The organism is Paenibacillus sp. Y930 (genome assembly GCF_056786375.1).
Genome location: NZ_JBXCIX010000003.1, coordinates 723,541 through 742,705 on the forward strand (window position 1 = coordinate 723,541; position 19,165 = coordinate 742,705).

The 19,165-nt window shown below is 38.0% G+C and carries 16 protein-coding genes; 3 read left to right on the forward strand and 13 right to left on the reverse strand.

All coding sequences use genetic code 11. The features are described from left to right. Positions 1-51 precede the first annotated feature (51 nt). The 10 genes from AC1TO5_RS12115 to AC1TO5_RS12160 all read right to left on the reverse strand — a co-directional run bounded on the left by AC1TO5_RS12115 (position 52) and on the right by AC1TO5_RS12160 (position 14,358). Positions 52-2,121, reverse strand: coding sequence for an alpha-glucuronidase family glycosyl hydrolase (locus tag AC1TO5_RS12115; RefSeq protein WP_482063055.1), 2,070 nt, complete (start codon positions 2,119-2,121; stop codon positions 52-54). A 171-nt stretch (positions 2,122-2,292) separates the two neighbouring features. Then, on the reverse strand, positions 2,293-3,213 hold the full coding sequence (locus tag AC1TO5_RS12120) for a carbohydrate ABC transporter permease (RefSeq protein ID WP_482063056.1): 921 nt from the start codon (positions 3,211-3,213) through the stop codon (positions 2,293-2,295). 24 nt (positions 3,214-3,237) lie between these two features. Next, positions 3,238-4,134, reverse strand: coding sequence for an ABC transporter permease (locus AC1TO5_RS12125; protein WP_482063121.1), 897 nt, complete (start codon positions 4,132-4,134; stop codon positions 3,238-3,240). Between the two features lie 169 nt (positions 4,135-4,303). After that, the gene (locus AC1TO5_RS12130) at positions 4,304-5,980 is read right to left on the reverse strand and encodes an ABC transporter substrate-binding protein (RefSeq protein ID WP_482063057.1); all 1,677 of its coding nucleotides are present in this window, start codon (positions 5,978-5,980) and stop codon (positions 4,304-4,306) included. Positions 5,981-6,181: 201 nt separating this feature from the next. Next, positions 6,182-7,912, reverse strand: a complete 1,731-nt coding sequence (locus tag AC1TO5_RS12135) for a sensor histidine kinase (RefSeq protein ID WP_482063058.1) — start codon at positions 7,910-7,912, stop codon at positions 6,182-6,184. 17 nt (positions 7,913-7,929) lie between these two features. After that, positions 7,930-9,510, reverse strand: a complete 1,581-nt coding sequence (locus AC1TO5_RS12140; RefSeq protein WP_482063059.1) for a response regulator — start codon at positions 9,508-9,510, stop codon at positions 7,930-7,932. Between the two features lie 494 nt (positions 9,511-10,004). Beyond that, on the reverse strand, positions 10,005-11,294 hold the full coding sequence (locus tag AC1TO5_RS12145) for an MFS transporter (RefSeq protein ID WP_482063060.1): 1,290 nt from the start codon (positions 11,292-11,294) through the stop codon (positions 10,005-10,007). A gap of 78 nt (positions 11,295-11,372) precedes the next feature. After that, positions 11,373-12,020 carry a TetR/AcrR family transcriptional regulator gene (locus AC1TO5_RS12150; RefSeq protein ID WP_482063061.1) on the reverse strand — a complete coding sequence of 216 codons (648 nt, stop codon included), beginning with the start codon at positions 12,018-12,020 and terminating at the stop codon, positions 11,373-11,375. Between the two features lie 273 nt (positions 12,021-12,293). Beyond that, positions 12,294-13,775, reverse strand: a complete 1,482-nt coding sequence (locus AC1TO5_RS12155) for a methyl-accepting chemotaxis protein (RefSeq protein ID WP_482063062.1) — start codon at positions 13,773-13,775, stop codon at positions 12,294-12,296. A 22-nt stretch (positions 13,776-13,797) separates the two neighbouring features. Beyond that, complete coding sequence (locus AC1TO5_RS12160) at positions 13,798-14,358, reverse strand: GNAT family N-acetyltransferase (protein WP_482063063.1); 561 nt, start codon at positions 14,356-14,358, stop codon at positions 13,798-13,800. A gap of 492 nt (positions 14,359-14,850) precedes the next feature. Between AC1TO5_RS12160 and AC1TO5_RS12165 the strand changes: the two genes are divergently transcribed. The 3 genes from AC1TO5_RS12165 (at position 14,851) to AC1TO5_RS12175 (ending at position 17,440) form a co-directional block, all read left to right on the forward strand. Continuing rightward, entirely contained in the window at positions 14,851-15,297 is a 447-nt protein-coding gene (locus AC1TO5_RS12165) for a MarR family winged helix-turn-helix transcriptional regulator (RefSeq protein ID WP_482063064.1), read from the forward strand. Between the two features lie 116 nt (positions 15,298-15,413). Beyond that, entirely contained in the window at positions 15,414-16,352 is a 939-nt protein-coding gene (locus tag AC1TO5_RS12170; protein ID WP_482063065.1) for a ring-cleaving dioxygenase, read from the forward strand. Positions 16,353-16,378: 26 nt separating this feature from the next. Continuing rightward, positions 16,379-17,440, forward strand: a complete 1,062-nt coding sequence (locus AC1TO5_RS12175) for an LLM class flavin-dependent oxidoreductase (protein WP_482063066.1) — start codon at positions 16,379-16,381, stop codon at positions 17,438-17,440. A 156-nt stretch (positions 17,441-17,596) separates the two neighbouring features. On the opposite strand, the gene AC1TO5_RS12180 is transcribed toward AC1TO5_RS12175, so the two are convergent. The 3 genes from AC1TO5_RS12180 to AC1TO5_RS12190 form a co-directional block, all read right to left on the reverse strand. Continuing rightward, positions 17,597-18,265 carry an MBL fold metallo-hydrolase gene (locus tag AC1TO5_RS12180; protein WP_482063067.1) on the reverse strand — a complete coding sequence of 223 codons (669 nt, stop codon included), beginning with the start codon at positions 18,263-18,265 and terminating at the stop codon, positions 17,597-17,599. Then, a complete protein-coding gene (locus AC1TO5_RS12185; RefSeq protein WP_482063068.1) occupies positions 18,252-18,860 on the reverse strand; it encodes a TetR/AcrR family transcriptional regulator in 609 nt (202 codons plus the stop codon). Before AC1TO5_RS12185 ends, AC1TO5_RS12180 begins: the two co-directional genes overlap by 14 nt. A 111-nt stretch (positions 18,861-18,971) precedes the next feature. Beyond that, entirely contained in the window at positions 18,972-19,109 is a 138-nt protein-coding gene (locus AC1TO5_RS12190) for a hypothetical protein (protein WP_482063069.1), read from the reverse strand. Positions 19,110-19,165: the final 56 nt, after the last annotated feature.

A 19,165-nucleotide genomic window follows, 5' to 3' on the forward strand; every position in this document is an offset into this window, starting at 1 on the left:
ATGTTTCTTCGCTCTTTTCTTGATCGCTTCAATTACTAGGACATTGTTACATTAGTAAATCGTTCTGCCCGCTGCATCTTCAATGCCTGATTTTCGATAGAAATACGTATTGACAATATCACACCATTGCTTAGCATTTTCTAGCTGTACTTCCAATCTATCTAATATATGAGCATGACGCTCACTATCCACAACTTCATTAAGCTCATTCCACTGACTAATCCAGTACTGGACACGTTCTACTCCTGTGAAATGCGTATCATAAATGTGCTGAATAACTGTTTTCCCTGAATGTAGCACATGCGTATAAGGTACATGATGGAAGAACAATAGCAATTCATCTGGACAAGTATTCACATTTTCATAAAGCTGTGCATTCGCTTGTTCATATTGTCCGATATAACCTGTTCCATCAGCAACGGTACGATTAACACCGATTCCTTTATGATCGGCAAAGTGATACGTACCCCATTTTGAATATTCATATCCATCAATGTCTGGACCATAGTGATAATGAGGTGTGACCATCCAGCCTACTCCTAGAGGAGAAGTATAGCTTTCATAGATCGACCAAGATTCCATTAGGAAAGTATTGATCATTTGTTGTACTTGACGATTCGTACCGAATGTCAACGCTGTCCATTCCCCAGCAATTTGTTCACTAGATTGCTCTGGATTCCATAATAGACGACCATAGCCATATAAATTCGCCTGTGACAGATGATGTCCTGTCCAGTTGTCATCATCACCAATACTCGTTACTGCAGCGATACCGCTATGTGAGTAAGGATGGACATTACCCGCTGCGATTTCTTGAACGGTACTGCCTTCGCCTTTATGAAGTGTATCAAACTGTAGTACCTCTTTCCACTGCGGGATTAGGTAGCATACATGACGTTGTTGACCTGTATATTCTTGAGTGATCTGGAATTCCATCACTTGGTTTGTTTGTTCCATTGCACCGAATAATGGTGAAACTGGTTCACGAACTTGGAAATCCATCGGACCATTTTTAATTTGCAATATAACATTATCTAAGAAGCGACCATCTAATGGTTTGAAATGATCATATGCTGCTCGCGCACGATCAGTAGAACGATCTCTCCAATCTTGATGACAATCATAGACAAAACATCTCCATAGTACTAAACCACCGAATGGTTGTAATGCTTCTGCCAGCATATTAGCTCCATCTGCATGATCTCTACCATAAGTAAATGGACCAGGACGATTCTCTGAATCTGCTTTTACAAGGAAACCACCAAAGTCTGGAATTGTAGCATATACTTCTGCCGCTTTACGTTTCCACCACTCTTGCACACGTTCATCTAATGGATCAGCAGAATCTACTTCTCCAAGCTCTATTGTAGCTGCATAGTTCACACTAAGGAATAATGTAATGCCATACGCCCTAAAAATTGCTGCAAATTGAGCAACCTTCGGTAGTAGTTTTTGTGTAATAAGAAATGTTTCATGATGATGAACATTAACGTTGTTAATCGCAATATTATTAATTCCGATCGAAGCCATTAATCTTGCATAATCTCGTACACGTGGTGAATCTACTAATAGCTCATTGTTATGATAGAAAATAGACTGACCTGAATAACCACGCTCGATGCTGCCATCCATATTGTCCCAATGATTAATCATTCGCAGTTTATACTTAGGAGCTTCTTGAATGTTCAGTGCCTCAAGGCTTTCGCCCTGCTGCATGAGACGTAACAGATGGAACACACCATATAATGTTGCTTTTTCTGTGGCACCAGCAACGACAATGTATGAAGACTGTTTACTCGTAATTGTTTTAATAATATAACCTTCATCACTGCTTAACGCTGCAATTGGGCCAACAATCGCATCCGAAATGTACGAGTTGCTATCCTTTGTACCAACAACTAGAAAAGTATCATTAACTGCTTTACCTTCATTAATTGTCGGTATAATCTCCACTAGCTTTGGAATCGCTAGTTGCAGCTCTTCTACTGCTGATTGAACAGGACCTGCTCCAAGCTGCGGTGCAACAATAATTTCCTTAATATATTTACAATATGAATGTACTAGTTGTTCGTCCTCAATTGCATCATATCTTAACCAAGCCTCATAACCATTGTTATTCATCGTATTGTTCCTCTCGTTGACTAAAAGCTGTGTCTTAGTCCGAATAAACCTATCGAACGGACACAGCCCTAGTATTTTCAATCTATTTTGTTTAACCTATTTTTAGTCCAAGTAAAACGCTTGCCGAGTAAACTACGTCAGTATATTCATCGTTATCAAAGTCCGCACTTATTAGCCTTTAACGCCACCGACCGTCATACCCGTCACAAAATACTTCTGCAAGAACGGATATACAGCAATAATCGGTAAGCTTGCCACAATCGTCATCGTTGCACGAATAGACGTTGGAGTTACAGCCGTTGCACTGCCTTGTGCGTTAGCAAAGGCATCTCCTGCAGATGAGCCTGTTGATGTCGTTGATGTGGATAGTATTTTCATTAGCTCATATTGTAATGTACTCAACTTAATATTAGATGAGTTATATAGAAATACGTCGAACCATGAGTTCCATTGATATACCGCTACGAATAAGGATACTGTTGCTAATGCTGGAATCGTAAGCGGCAATACAATTTTCATAAATGTTGTAAATTCACCTGCACCATCGATTCTCGCAGATTCCATAATACCATCTGGCAGTCCTTCGATGAATGATCGAATAACGATCATATTAAATACCCCGACAAGACCTGGAATGATATATACCCAGAAAGAATCTAGCAGACCTAACTCTTTCGTTAATAGATAGTTAGGAATCAGTCCACCACTGAAGTACATTGTGAAAATAAAAGCTATCGTTACAAATTTACGTAGTAAATATTCAGGTCTACTAATCGTATAGGCTAGCATCGCCGTTGCAAATACTGATGTGATTGTACCGATAATTGTACGAGCCGCAGAAATAAATGTTGCCCAGAAAATTGACGACTCATTCAATACATATTCGTAGTTAGCCCAAGTCCATTGTCGTGGCCAAATATAAATTCCCCCACGAATAGAATCGTTTGCTTCATTAAAGGATAGTGCAAACATATTCAAAAATGGATATAGCGTAAAGATCATTAAACCTATCATAAAGACAATATTAAATGTATCGAAAATTTTATCAGGTACTGTTGAGTACACTTTACGTGATGATTTGGCTTGATCCATCGTTATAGCCTCCTTACGTGATGATTAGTACAGTCTACTCTCGCCTAGTTTCTTCGCTACGGAGTTAGCTGCCATGAGGAAGATGAAGCTGACAACGGTTTTAAACATGCCGGCTGCTGTTGCCAAACCGTAGTTACCCATGTTCATCCCGTATTTCAAAACGAATATATCAAGGTTTTCGGAGTAATCCACGTTCATACCATTACCTAGTAGGTACTGTGGCTCAAATCCAGATTCCAGAATATGCCCAAGATTCATGATCAACAAGATTACAATAACCGATTTCATGCCTGGAAGTGTAATGTGCAAAATACGCTGGAGACGACTTGCACCATCAATTTCAGCTGCTTCATATTGCGAAGGATCTATCGTTGTAATTGCTGCTAGATAGATAATTGTATTCCAGCCGACATTTTTCCAAACCTCTGTAGCTCCTAGAATACCCCAGAAGTATTCACCCTTACCTAACCACAGAACGGGTTGATCAATTAGATTCATTTTTAACATTAAAATATTAATGATACCTTCTGGTGCTAATGCTGATTGAACAATATTGGCCGCAACGACCCAAGAAATAAAGTGAGGTAAATAGCTAATGGTTTGTACAGTACGTTTGAACATAACACTTCTAAGCTCATTAAGTAGAATAGCTAGAACAATTGCAGTTATGAATCCTAAAACTAAGTTAATTGAACTCATGACTAATGTATTTCGCAATACACGATAGAACGCTTCTTCTTGGAATAGAAACTTAAAGTTAGTTAACCCAACCCATTCTTGCTCAAACAAACCTCTTGATGGTCTAAATTTTTGGAATGAAATTGTCCATCCCCAAAGCGGAACGTACTTGAAAATAAATACCCAAATAAGAAAAGGAAGAGACATTAGCATTAGCATTTTTTGCTTAGACAATGCTGTCATATATTTTTGAAAACGTGAGGTACCAGCAGCTGTTACAGTTAGTTCAGTATGTTTCTCCACCTGATTAGTCTCCCTTCCGGCAATACAAAGTTGCGTGAGTTAATAAGTTACTGTTATGAGAAGGGAAAAGCGAAGGTTGAACTCCGCTTCTCCATTTATTTGTATCTTCTTACCAGTTACCAGCTACACGCTCTTTCACATTATTTGTCATGAACGCTTCATAGCCAGCTACATCAAGTTTACTGAATTCTGCAACATATTCGTTCCATACAGATTCGAATTCAGCAGGTTTTGCAAATACTAATTTAGGGAAGTATTTTTGTTGAGCATCTCCTGATTTTTGCTCGAAGATTTGTTCAGCAGAACCTTGTTCCTTGTTAACACTCCATGCTGGGAACCAAGGACGATCTTGTGGATCAGAGAATGGTTCTGCAAATGTTTGAATGTTATAGGCATTAAGAATAGCTAGGTCACCTTCTGTGTATCCTGCATTAGCAACTTCAGGTTGATTACCTACGGCATATGCATTACCGTCTTCGAATACTGAGCTATTACCATAACGAGGCCAGCTGTACTCGAAGTATGACCAACCATAGCTGCGTTTGAATTCATTGTCATTACGATTAGCAATTTGCTCATCATTCATAACATAACGCCCTTCTTCATTAACGGAGTAAGTAACGCCTTCTTCACCCCATTGAACTAGCTTTTGATTTTCTTCTGTTAGAAGATTATCGAAGTATTTAATAATACGAACTGGATCTTTTGCACTTACAGAGATACCAACACCACGGTTGTTAACAAACGCTGGTGGATCGATATATTGATCAGTAATCGACTCATCATATACGATTGGAAGTCCTACATAACGAAGATCATCATTACCAGCAGTCTTCAAGTTGTTTGTCGCATCGCCAACCTGCCAGCCGTAGTTAAAGTAACCTAGAACACGACCAGAAGTTAATTTTGCAAGATATTGATCTTTGTTCGCTGTAAATGTTTCTGGATCGAATAATCCAGCAGCATTGATTTCATTAAGCTTTTGTAACCAAGGCTTTTCAATATCACTTGCAGCATATACTTTTGCATCATGAGTTTCCATGTCAACGGTTACACCGCCGTCATTAGGGAAACCAGCCAAGTGCATTGGAGCATTTGTAATGGTGAAGAAGTTGTCAGCTACACCAGCATAAGTGATAAATCCAATAGTGTCTTTACCATCTACAGTAGGATATTTTGCTTTGTACTCAGCAATTAGATCAAAATACTGATCTAAAGTTTTGATTTCTGGATATCCGAATTCTTTCAATACACCACGTTGAATCCAGAAAGCACCTTGACCGATATTAGGATCACTAATGTAACCTTGGTCAGCAGAGAATGGTAGAACATAAATGTTTCCATCATCAGCTGTAAACTTGTCCATATAATCTCCGTATACACGCTTAATGTTAGGAGCATGCTCTTCAATCAATTCGTTCAATGGTCTGAATGCTTCCGCATCGATCAATTTATCAATTTCACCCTCAGGAACGATAACGTCCGGATAATCGCCACCTGTGATCATAACTCCTGATTTAGTGCTTACATCTCCGACTGCAAACTCCATTTTCCAGTCAACACCTGTTTGTTCTTGCAGCTTCTTACCGATGTCTGTATCACTTGCATTAATATCTTTGTTACTACCAAAGCTGAAGTACGTATACGTTACTGGTGCTGTCTCATCTCCTGTCGATCCGGAGTTCGCTCCTTTGTTGTTTGCATCGTTACTTCCGCAGCCTGCAATAAGCAATACTGATGCCATTACAACTGCAAGACTTGTCTTTAACCACTTTCTTTGGTTCATAACTTTGTTCCCCCTTTTAGTAATGTTATTTTGTAAGCACTTTCAGTATAATTCTAATACGATGGACTCGTTACCCAGTAAACTATACATTGTCCTTTGAAAAGCTTAGATATTTGTGAAACCGCTTAAATTTCTATGCTTTTTTCGAGTTTTTCTATGTTTAATTACAAAAAACGACAATTCCCGGCAATATTCAACTACTTATTCCAGCTCTTTCATGGGAAGTCGCAGCATGACACGTGTACCTGCTCCTACTTCACTTTCCATCTTATAAGTAAAGTCGTCACCATAAACGATGCGTAGACGAGTAAATACATTTTTCATTCCAACATTATCACCCATCTGCTGATCATCACTGAAATAGGCTTGTAATTCACCTAACTTATGTTCACTCATCCCCATTCCATTATCAGAAATAACGAAAACAATAGATTGAGCTTCATGTGCAATCTGAATCGTAATTAAGCCAATACCAGGATTACTTTCTATGCCATGGATACTCGCATTTTCAACAAACGGCAAAAAGGTCATTTTCGGTATGAGCTGTTCATTCAGTGCATCCTCTACCGTAATTTGAAACTGGAGCTTATCGCCAAAGCGATACTTCTGAATTTCTAGGAAACTCTCAATAAGTTCGATTTCTTCACGAATGGTCACAAAGCTTTTTTTCCATGAAATCGATTTACGGAATATTTTCCCCATGTTTTGAATCGTTCGAGCCGTTTCCGACTCCCCTTTCATTAGACTTCGCATACGTATCGTCTCTAGCGCATTGAATAAAAAGTGGGGATTAATTTGACTATGAAGCGCATGCAGCTGTGCTTGACGCTGCCTAATTTCAAGATCCTTCTTCTGTATATCAGCGACATACACATCGTTAATTAAGTTATCAATACGCTCAATCATCCGATTAAACTCTACCGATAGTTCGCCGATTTCATCTCTTGCACGATCATAAGGAATTTGTTCAAAGTTTTTTCCTTTTACTTTCTTCATATGGCTCAATATTTTTTTCACGCGAACGTGAATCGAGCTGGAAATCATCGTAATAATCATCGTTGGTACGACAAAATTAATGATCGCTAATAGAACAATAAACTGTGCTGTTTGACTTACTTCAGACAGAATTTGCTCTTCATCTACAACACCATATAATGACCAACCACCGAGATATCGATTATTATGATATGTTTTGGAGAAGGTTAATGCCTTCTGTGGTTGCTTAATCTCGGAAAAACTAATGGGACCTGCTACTAATGATAACTCTGCGTCGTTACTATAATGTACGCTGTTTTCATCATTCATAAAGTAAACATTACCTTGGAAGCTAGAAAGCTCCATCAATTGCTTCACATATTCCATGTTCAGATCAATTTTAATTAGATGCTCGTACTTACCCGTTTGTTCAGTGTCTAACGCTTGAATAATACTTATGCTTTTTTCAGTAACATGTAGATAAGGATAGGAATTGTTATTAGCCGAAAACTCCTTAAACCATGGCGAGCTTAATATTTCTTCATTCAGTGATATGATGTTGCCTGAAGATAATATGGTTGGATTATCCGTCATAATAAGTGTAGAACTTATCGTCTTATATTCTTTTTCAGAGCGATTAAATATACTTCTTATAGCAGCCAATGATGCAATATACTGATCATTGGTTTCATAATGTTGATTCAAATGGCTATTGAGCACTGGATCTATATAATACAGATAAGCACTACCCGCCGCATCCTCAATAACAACACGTAATTCATTTTGTAATTGTTCTAGAGCCAGTTCTGCATCCGCTGCTTTTTGATTTCTAATATTATTTGTCGTCACATTGTAAAACACAACATTAGTCAATAAAATCGGGATAAATACACATAAAAAATAAATGACTACAAGCTTGTTTCTAAGCTTAAGATTATTAATATGAAATCTTCGCACTTGTCATCTCCACCTATTTATTTTTTGCCTAATACTTTGTTACGATAATCAGTTGGTGTCATTTTTTCTAGTTTTTCAAATTGCGTCACAAAGTAATCTGCATTTTGGAATCCTACTTTTCCTGCTACTTCATACATACGTAAGTCGGTCTGTCTTAGTAATTTTTTCGCTTCTTCGACGCGAATACCCAACAGATATTCATTGAAATACGACCCGTATGACTTACGAAATAGTTGACCTAGATAGACGGAGTTCATATAGAATTTAGCGGCAATTCCTTTTAAGTTAATGTTCTCAGTATAATGATTATCGATGTATTTCTTAATTTTCTCTATGCTACCTTTCCCTTGCTCCCCGCGTCGCTCCAATATATATTGCGAAGCCTCCTGTACAAACTTAAGGAAGATTTCCTGTAGTTCAGACAATCTACTATATTTTTTCTGCCAGCCTAACATTTCAGGAAGTAAGGTCAGTTCTTCTTCCTGACCATCCATCTGCCGCACAATATTAATAATTCCAATCGTACAACGCGTCAATGCATTCGCAACTGCACTCGGAGCAAACCGCATTGATCTGAATTGCTGAAACATTTGCTCAATCGTTTGTTCATAGGCATCATGTTTATTCTCTTCTATTTGCTCAAGTAAATTGTTATATATAGTTGTTTCAATATCAAAATAATATAATGGAGTTCCACTTACATCGTTAGCAAAAATAACATGCTTACCATCTTCAGCAAATTTGTATTTGATGACTTCTTTCGCGGAACTCGCGGAACTTGCGATTGCTCTTAGTCGATTAACCTCTGCCCCGATATAGAGCGTAATCGGTGCTTCTACACCTTTAACTAGCGCTAAGCGTAATAAGCGAAGTGCTTCTTCTAAAGTAAATGTTAGCAACGCTTGCTTTAATAGATCCATTTGTATGATCAAACCGAATTGATTTTTTGCTAGAGCATGAATAGGAATATGATAGGCTACCGCTTCTGTAATATTGCGCAATAGATGATCTAATTGACTAAATAGTTCATGGTTATAATCACCATTACGCAACTGACCATCATGAACTTCCACGATGACATAGCAATAGTTTCCGCTAACAGGAATATGAAGTGCTTCCGCTAGCTGTTTTTCATCTTCCTCGCTACACTCCGTATTCAGCAATGTTTCAATAATCGATTCATTTAACGGTTTTTCACCTGTTAATGTCGTTAATCTTTTTTTCGATAATGTACTAGCTACACGACGTAGTGTCGCTTCTAGCTCCTTCTCATCAACCGGCTTCAATATATAATCTGATACATGATAGCGTAATGCTTGCTGCGCATATGAAAAATCATGATATCCACTTACAATAATAAATAATGGCCGGTGCTTCCCTCTTTCATTCACTTCCTTAATTAAGTCTAGTCCATCTAATATCGGCATACGAATATCAGCAATAACAAGATCTGGCTTCAGCTGTTCGATCATTTCAATAGCTTGTAGGCCGTTCTCTGCTTCGCCACAAATCTCATATTGCAGCTCATTCCAATTCATTAACCCTATAATTCCTTTTCGAACGAAAATCTCATCATCAACTAACAATACTTTGTACATATGCAACCTCCTAGAACTTTTTATGAACTTCTTGAGATACTGGCTGTAATAAAAAGTAGCTTCGAAAGCATATTGCTAAAACTTTATATAGTAAATATTATACTTTATCCTCTTGGCGAAAATAGCATAATACTAATTCGCCTCCTTATTTAATCATACTATGATCGAGATCAATACCTATCATACTACAATAAATATAACCTTTAACACTATTCATCCATTGCTTTGTTTTACTGCTCATCCAAAAAAAGTAGATCTACGATATCTTGAGATCAGTTACGTTACATAACCGTCCTATCGATAACCATGATCTACTCATTGTATAGCGTACTATATACTACTGTTATTAATTGATAATATTATACTGTTACTGGTTCACATATTTCTTCAATCTGCTCCCTACCTAACATTCCGTCACGCTTATACAACAAAAATGCTTGATAGATTCCTCATTCGTCACATAATCGTTATATATGATTAGTTAACTATCCTCGTTAACCACCATTTTTAACATGATCAAGTTCACGAATTGATCGAAGTCGAAAGGTTACTACGCCAATAATAGCTACAAATATGCCCGCAATAATGAATATCATTCCTATTCCTCTACCAGGTCCTGTCCCTATAACGGTTCCTACTGTCGAAGCTAGTGCTCCATCTTCAGCAAGCCATGGATTAAACAGATAATCAGCTAGATACCCTGCTGAACAATAAGCAGCAATGAATCCAAGCTGCGATAGAATTCCAATCATTCCCCATACCCGTCCTTGTTTCTCATTAGGTATGTTCTGTCGTACTAATACATCTGCGCTCGTATTAACAAAAGGTAGCGCCGCTAAGAAGATAAAACCTGCAATCATTATGAACATAATATTTGTCGACAACCCAAGTAAGGAGAAGGCAATACCTCCTACAATCAGTCCGATAATTAACATATTTACATACCTTTTCGTAATCGTCACCATGCCAATAATGATACTGCTAATGAGCATTCCGATAGCACTTATCGATTGAAAAACACCTAGACTTTGCACATCAGTAAAGCTTAGTAGCATCGGACCAATTAATGTTTCTAGTAAGCCGATATAAAACGTAGTCATAGAAATAATAATTACAAGCAGCAATACACCCTTATTCCGCTTAATGGTGTACCATCCTTCCAAAAACTCATCCATCCAATGCCCATTGACTTGATCTGAACGATCAACAGCTATGCCTTTCTTAATGACAAATACAGCTACAATAGCAACGATAAAAGTAGCAATATTAATAAGTAAAATCGTCTCAATCGTCGTTACACTTAGCAAAACCGCTGCAATAACAGGAGCAAATAGAAATTTGGATGATTCCGCCAATTGCACAAGTCCACTACCTTTTGAGTATTGTTCCTCCGACAATAAATCTGTCGCAGAGGCTTTATACGCTGGACTATGTAATGCTGAGAAAATAGAACTTATCGTTACACCTACGTAAATATGCCATAACTCTAGCACTCTAGCCTCCAACATAATAAGGATAAATATTAGACCTGCTGCCGCACCAATATCACCAATAATCATTAATAATCTACGATCCATTCGATCAGCAAGTATGCCTCCGATTGGTCTTAACAAGATCGACGGTAAAAATGTGAATAGCGTCACTAACGCCACACTTGTTGCCGATTGTGTACGCTCGAATGCATATACACCAAGTGAAAATGCAGTAAGACCAATCCCTATTAAGGATATGAATTGACCAAACCAGACAATCAGAAATTTCCCAAATGACTTTTGAATCGCCATATATACTTTCCACCCTTCATGTCAGTTTTAAGCCGAAAGATTTTGGGCTGCAATAATAACTGCACTGTTGTTACGGTCTCATTCTTCCCCTTGTTGGATCATACGTTCATACATCATTGGTATGTACGCAAAGCTTCCTTCTTGTGCCCCTAATGTCTTCTCGATCATATAAGCTAAGGCGTGTGCCTTCTTCACGAGTTCCTCAGCATTCCATGGAAAAATTCCGCGATCTAACAAAAACTGTGAGGATACCAATAGAAACTCAATCACTTCACGTGGTGCAGGTGTATCATAAATCCCCTCTCGAATGCCTTGCTCCACAACCTCTGTCAAAATCGGGGTTAATCTAATAATCGTCTCTACTAAGCTTTTTTGATGCATTTCTGCATTGTTAATCCGATGGAGCTGGTCGATCATTTCCCCTTTTTGATCAGTTTCATGACTTTGAGCACCCAGTATACGGAACATCTTCTCATGTGCGTTCAATGTCGAATCATTCATGATGTGCTGAGCGGCAGTGACTCCTTGGTTAATGAATTGCATGACAATGGCATCCATTACTTCTTCTTTCGATTGAAAATGATAATAAAACGTTCCTTTGGCAATACCTACAGCTTGCAATATATCGTTAATAGTCGTTTTCCCATAGCCTTTCGTTGTAAATAATATAGCCGCAGCGTCCAATATTTCTTGTTTACGTTCTTCAGAATTTTTCGTTATTCTCATAATCTAACCTCCATTACAACAGACCGACCGTCAGTCTATTGTAATGGTAACAATTCATCCTTTTAATGTCAATACTGTCAGTAGACTTATTGCTTAATTTCACTTTTAATTTTAAATTTAAAAGTGAAAAAACCGAGCATCTATCGGATGTCTGTGGCAAAGCCACTTTCCAATAAACACTCGGCTGTAGGGAACACATTACGATCATTGCTTCACCATTGGTTAGTCCTCTTAAATGTAGAGTTCAAGTTAGTATATGGTCATTTTTATATTTTATTTACGTTCTACTAATTCCTTAAGCTCATGCAATAATTGATCTAGCTGGTCATATTGCTCAACCATATTTTCCATATTAGCATATTGCAATTCCATATTAGCATTAACTTCTTCTACGGCAGCCATATTTTGCTGCGTCGTAGCTGAAATACTGTTCATACTATCAGCAAGCAAGGACGATTGATTGCCAAGACGCTTCGTCGATTCAGTTACTTTCATCGTTTGCTCAGTAGCAAGCTTTGTATTCGTTTGAACATGCTCTAATACTTCATTCGCACTTTGAAGCGAGTGATCACTTCTAACAACCGAGTTATTTCCTTGCTCCACATATTGATAAACAGAATCAATACTAAGATGAATGTTGGACAGAAGTTCACTTATTTCTTCCACCGAATGTTTTGTATGATCTGCCAGCTTACTTACTTCACCAGACACAACGGCAAACCCTTTTCCATGTTCCCCAGCTCGTGCAGCTTCAATCGCAGCATTTAACGCTAACAAATGAATTTGTTTAGCAATATCATTAATCGTATCAACAATTTTGCTAACATGTTCATTTTTCGCTCGTAGCTCTTTCATTTCTTCCAATGTTTGTTCTGTTGATTGACGTAGTTGCTTCATTTCTTCGCTAACCTGCTGCATCTTAACAGTATTACTTTCATTAAGATGAGCATTATTTTGAGTGTACTCATCCATTAATGCGGAGCTCTCTGCCATTTCTTTAATATCATGATCGATACGTTGAGTGGACTCGTTAATGGATATAATATGATTAGTTTGCTGCTCAACAGATACGCTCATCTCTCCAAATGTCGTCGTTACTTCCTTGGAAATAGAACTAGCCGTATGTACCTGCTCCTTCTGGGAAGAACTGAAAACATTTAGCATTAGAATGGATGATTTCAGTTTTTCAATTAGCTGCTCTGCCAATTTTCTAGCATGAACGGCTTCAACTTCATTTTTCTCTACCTCACGCTGTAAGCGTTGTGTGAAATGCGCCGATGCGGATAGTGTTAACGTCGCAAAAAACAAATATAAATATAGGAATAACAACGATTCATCAGGGAATAAACGTTGTTTGATAAAAGGATCCAAGTGAATATACGTTGTAACTGCTCCCCCTAGAATACCCGTTAATATTAGTGGACGGTAATCAGCATACAGCGATATGATACCTAAATTCACATATATTAGAAAGTAAGTGCTAATAATCGGCTCAGGATCAGATATGATTAATACTGCAGCAATGGCATTTAATCCAAATGGCAAAACATATTTAACATATGCACTAAGTGACTTTATAAACGTCATCGCTGTTGCAATAATATTAATAATAGACCCTACTACTACAAGTAATATAATCATTTCCCATCCTAGACCAATACTAATATCGGTTATGATGCCAAGTGCTAGCACCGCCCACATAATTCCAATTAATAACCTATTCCTTTTGTCTAATTCTGATAATCCATAATTCATTTCTCATCCGCCTCTACATAAATTAATAACTTGGTTGCATTACTGCGGGGTGCACATACCATGAAAATTCCTCTGCATGCTCGATAATAAAACCAACATCAATGATAACAGGAATAACATAATCGCCCTTATAAAATGTTTTCTCACCTGCCCGCTGTAGCGGAACCTTAAAGGTGATTCTCAAAGCTCTCATAAAAACGGGTTCCATTAATGATACTAAATATTTCAGTTGAAACTGTGCTGAGCTGTGTACAATAGATGAAAGAACTAGGGCAATATGTTCTCCTGTACCTCGAAATGTTTTTAAGATAGCAATTTTATCGATTTCGGCCACTCTTCCATTAGATTCATTAATCCATGGATGTTTATGAAAAGGGGAAATCTCATTAATTTTGTGATGTTCATCGGCTATGTATGGTTTTAATTCTGCTGTTCCGACAAATTCTCCTGTTTTTGTCGAAATTATATTTTGCTCAAGAACTTCATCACTAAATTCTAATTCATATCCTTTTTCTCTCCACACCGTTGTCCAAATGCCATTAAATATGGCAAGATCCAATTCATTTTCTACTTTTTTGTACATATTTGCTCCATCCACTCCTATTAATCTTTATCTATTTTTATTAAGACATCTCTTATTATGTTATATTTTATCAAACAAAATAAGTAGTTAGAGAACTAATTTACAAGAAATTCAATAATAAATATTAATTTTAACATTCAGCTTTTTTTTGTGTGTTAAATATTAACATAAAATAGCTACTTTAATATTAGCCCACTCCCAAAGTATTCACAACTAAGTTAATTAGATTTAAATCTTAAATTAAAGATATTTTTCTTGCTTTTCTTTCACTTGCGTAGTAAAGTGATAGTAAGAACAAAACAAACACGTTTATGAATCTACTTTGCTTCAAAAGGCTATGAAAAGTTTAAGCTGATGCTTACGATGCTACTTTTCATTTACAAAGTAGTAATTCAAGTAGTTATGAAAAGTTTTAGGATTTGCTTTCGATGCTACTTTTCATTTACAAAGTAGTAATTCAAGTAGTTATGAAAAGTTTTAGGAGCTGATGAGATGGAACAGCATACACTTGGTTCATTAACATGGTTAAGGTTAATGCGCTTTAGTAATCAGAGTAACCAATTATCGAATGATTTTCTAAGAAGATTTCAGCTAACTACAGCTCAGTTCGATGTTCTTATGCAAATTCGCACCTTTCAACCATTAACGCAATCTGAACTTGCCGAAAAGGTTATCGTTACTCAAGGTGGAATGTCCCGAATGTTAGCCCGATTAGAGCAGGATGGATATATTATTCGTAAGCAAGATTGGAAAACAAAAACGATTGTGTTAAGTACTAAAGGTAAGGACATTCTAGATATATCCATGCCTGAACAGCTTGCGTTTCAGACCTCTTTTTTCAAGGAAGCATTAACTGACGAAGAATTGAAAACACTTTATACCCTTCTAACGAAGGTTCATAAAAATAGCGAGCATAAGCAATTACCTCCATTATCGTAGTTACTTTACAGCCGTCACTTGACTAATCAATTGAATTCTTACACTACACTTTTAATAGTTTCAACTGTATCGCAACATCATTTAATAAGTTAATTCAACTTAAAGGAGATATTACTATGACAAAAATATTAGGTCATCACCACACATCGATGCTAACGAAAAACGCTGCGCAAAACATGCAATTTTACATTGGCGTATTAGGTCTTCGCTTAGTAAAGAAAACCGTGAATCAAGACTCACCCGATATGTATCATCTTTTTTACGGTGATGAAATTGGCAGCCCTGGTACAGAGCTTACTTTTTTCGAAATGCCGATGACGGGACATACTCAGCCTGGTACGAATGCGATTAATTTGATCGGACTGCTTGTTCCTTCCTATAATAGCCTTTTGTACTGGGAGCAACGTCTAACTGAGATGAATGTTAATCATGGCGCAATAACGACGTATCACGGATATGATGCGTTGCACTTCCAAGATCCCGATGGACTGAACATCGTCCTATTAAGCAATGAAGGATTATCTATTCCCCAACATTGGCGTTATTGGTCTGACTCTTCTGTAGTAGAGGAGCATCATATTCTTGGCATGGGACCTATCGGTATATCTGTTCGAAACTTGAATGCAACAGCTGAATTACTACGAGATACTTTCGGATACGTAGAAAAAACAAGCTCGGAATCAACAGTTATTTTGCAAGCTATTGAAGGCGAGCAATGGGGTGAAATTGTATTAACAGAGCAAGATGGAACCCGAGAGCGTGCTGGCAAAGGCAGCGTCCACCATCTAGCCATTCGTGTTGCTAATGAGCAGGAGCTTGCCCAGTGGAATAACATTATTAGAAGTCTTGGCTATTCAACAACAGGTGTCGTAGAACGCTTCTACTTTACAAGTGTCTACTTCCGTGATCGTAACAATATTATGTTCGAGCTCGCTACGGATGGTCCTGGCTTTATGGTCGATTCAGACATTACAGAGCTTGGCAAGCATCTAGATCTACCGCCGTTTCTTGAAGCGAGACGGGCTGAGATAGAGGCAGTGTTAACACCATTATAATAGGGCGAACTTGGGGAGAGATTGTTATGGACAAATATCGAATTCAACCGCAGAGCGGTATGGAGTTTGGAATTTATACTTTAGGGGATCATATGACGCATTCGATGATTGGTCAGCCGATTAGTGCTGAGCAACGACTTCATGAAATCATTGATGCGAGTAAGCTTGCTGAGGATGCTGGGCTTGATGTTTTTGCAGTCGGTGAAAGTCATCAAACTTACTTTACGACACAAGCTCATACTGTTGTGCTTGGTGCCATTGCACAAGCAACGAAGCGCATCAAGCTTTCTAGCTCAGCTACTGTATTAAGCGTCGCTGATCCCGTTCGGACATATGAAGACTTCGCAACATTGGATCTAATCTCGCGCGGTCGAGCAGAAATTGTTGCAGGACGTGGCTCACGCATTGGAGCATATGAATTGTTTGGCTATGATCTGAATGATTATGAGGAGCTATTCGAAGAGAAATTAAAACTGCTTGTGAAATTGAATGAAACTACTGGACCTGTCAGCTGGGAAGGTCAATTCCGTGCACCGTTACATCGCGCAGAGATTTTACCACAGCCTGTTCATGGTCATCTACCAATATGGAGAGCGGTTGGCGGACCTCCTGCAAGTGCGATTAAAGCTGGAGAAGCTGGTATTCCGATGATGCTGACTACACTTGGTGGTCCTGCAGTGAACTTCAGAGCCTCTGTTGAAGCTTATCGAGAGGCAGCAACAAACAATGGACATACTCCAAGTGAGCTTCCTATTGCGACAACTAGCCTCTTCTATACAGCAGAACATTCACAGGATGCGCTGAACGAATACTATCCGTATATTAATGCGGGCTTCACTGCAATTAGAAGAAGCGGATATCCAAAACAGCAATTCGATCAAGCGATCGACTATCAGGATGCACTAATGGTTGGCAGTCCACAGCAAATTATTGAAAAGTTATTGTATCAATATGAACTTTTTGGTCAACAACGATTTATGGCACAAATTGATTTCGGTGGCGTACCATTTGATAAAGTGATGAAAAACATTGAGCTTATCGGTCGAGATATTATTCCTGCTGTGAAAAAGTATACTGCACAAAGCTAATTAATGAACCATATATCAAGTGATGAACAGTCCCCTGAATGTTAGCTTTTTGATCTAACATTCAGGGTGTTTTTGATATCTTCATTTTTCCACACTACTTTTGTAACTATCGGTACAATCCGCTTCCTCAATGGTTCCGAATGCTTTCGCTTCAAATTATAGTTTTCTAGAGGCATATTTACTTATATACGTATCTAGCTGCATCGCAGCATCCCGAACATCATTGCTATGACAAATCGTTACGAGTTCTGGCTCCAGTTCCGCAATAATTCGACTACTCTCTATAGCTTCTGTCATATCTGCGGTAAACATCGACATAGGTCTAGTGAATTTCCCCCGCTTAGAATTCAACAAATCTCCAGCAATAAGCACCTTATCTCTAACATGATAATAAGCAACATGACCAGGTGAGTGACCTGGCGTATAATAAGGAACCAGATCACTAATAGGTAATAACTGACCATCACTCTCTTCTAACGGTTGTACGAGATTAGGCGGAACATTGTATTCTAATTTCTTTCTTCTTGGAAAGTGCTCTCTGCCTTCCATATACTTAATCTCGTCTTGATGAACATAGACTGGAATATTTTCTTCCTGTAATATATTGTGAATACCGCCAGTATGGTCAGAATGTCCATGGGTCAGCAATATCGCTTTGAGTTCCCCTAGCTCTCTTGCAGCTTTCAGTATATCTTTACTCATCGAAGCAATTCCAGTATCTACAATGTATACACCATCCTCACTTACGACTAACCATATACTCACCTTAATCATTAACCACTTTTCAAGCTTATATATATGTGGAGATATTTTACTTACCTTCATGTTTGCTCACTCCATTCATTAAATAGGTGATGCTCTTTTCAACTAGAGGTAATACCCTTTCTTCAATTTGAGCCAAATCTTCTATTGAGTTTTCATAGGTCGTAATCGTGCCATGTAGCTGGTAGAATAATATTCTACTAAATGCTAACACATGATCTTCCTCTGAATGTACCAAAAGTGCTGCAGCCGAAGCCTGTAATAATTGAAAGAGTTGTTGGCGCAGCTTGCTAATCTTCCAATCTGAACCTGGTTCATCTACACGCCCCGCTTCAATCGTCATGAAAGTCTGGTACAAATTACGATGTAACCATCCAAACTTTACATATACTTTAGCAATTTCAATGAGCTTCTGCTCGGCAGTGTCATCGGTTCTACTATGTATGCTTTCAAATTGTTGTAATAGCTCCGTTAATGGTTGTTGTGCTAACTGTCCAAGTAGTTCTCTCTTATCTTGATAGTAGAGATAGATGCTTGTATGTGAGCAGTTCGCTTCCTTAGCGATCTCACGGACCGTTACTTGCTCATATCCCTTTGTTGCAAAAAGCTTTTGTGCAGCAATTAAAATGCGTTCCCTTGCTTGTAATGATGATTCCATCGTTCAACCTCCTCATAACCATTGGTTACTAACCGTTGGTTACATTGTAATACAATAATTGTATGCTGGCAATAAGCATTACATTATCAGCAGTGATGGAATCATATTCATTTAGAACGGATCAGCAAGCCATAATAATATGATGAACACTAATCCCAATAGATTCAGTAGAATAAAGATTACGATGATTGCACCAATTAGATAGGTTGTAACTAGCTTACTCCACTTTTTCAGAGCTACTATCATCATCAGACTCCTTTTTAATGTCATCATTGCATTAAATACAACAAAAAGGATTGAGTTCA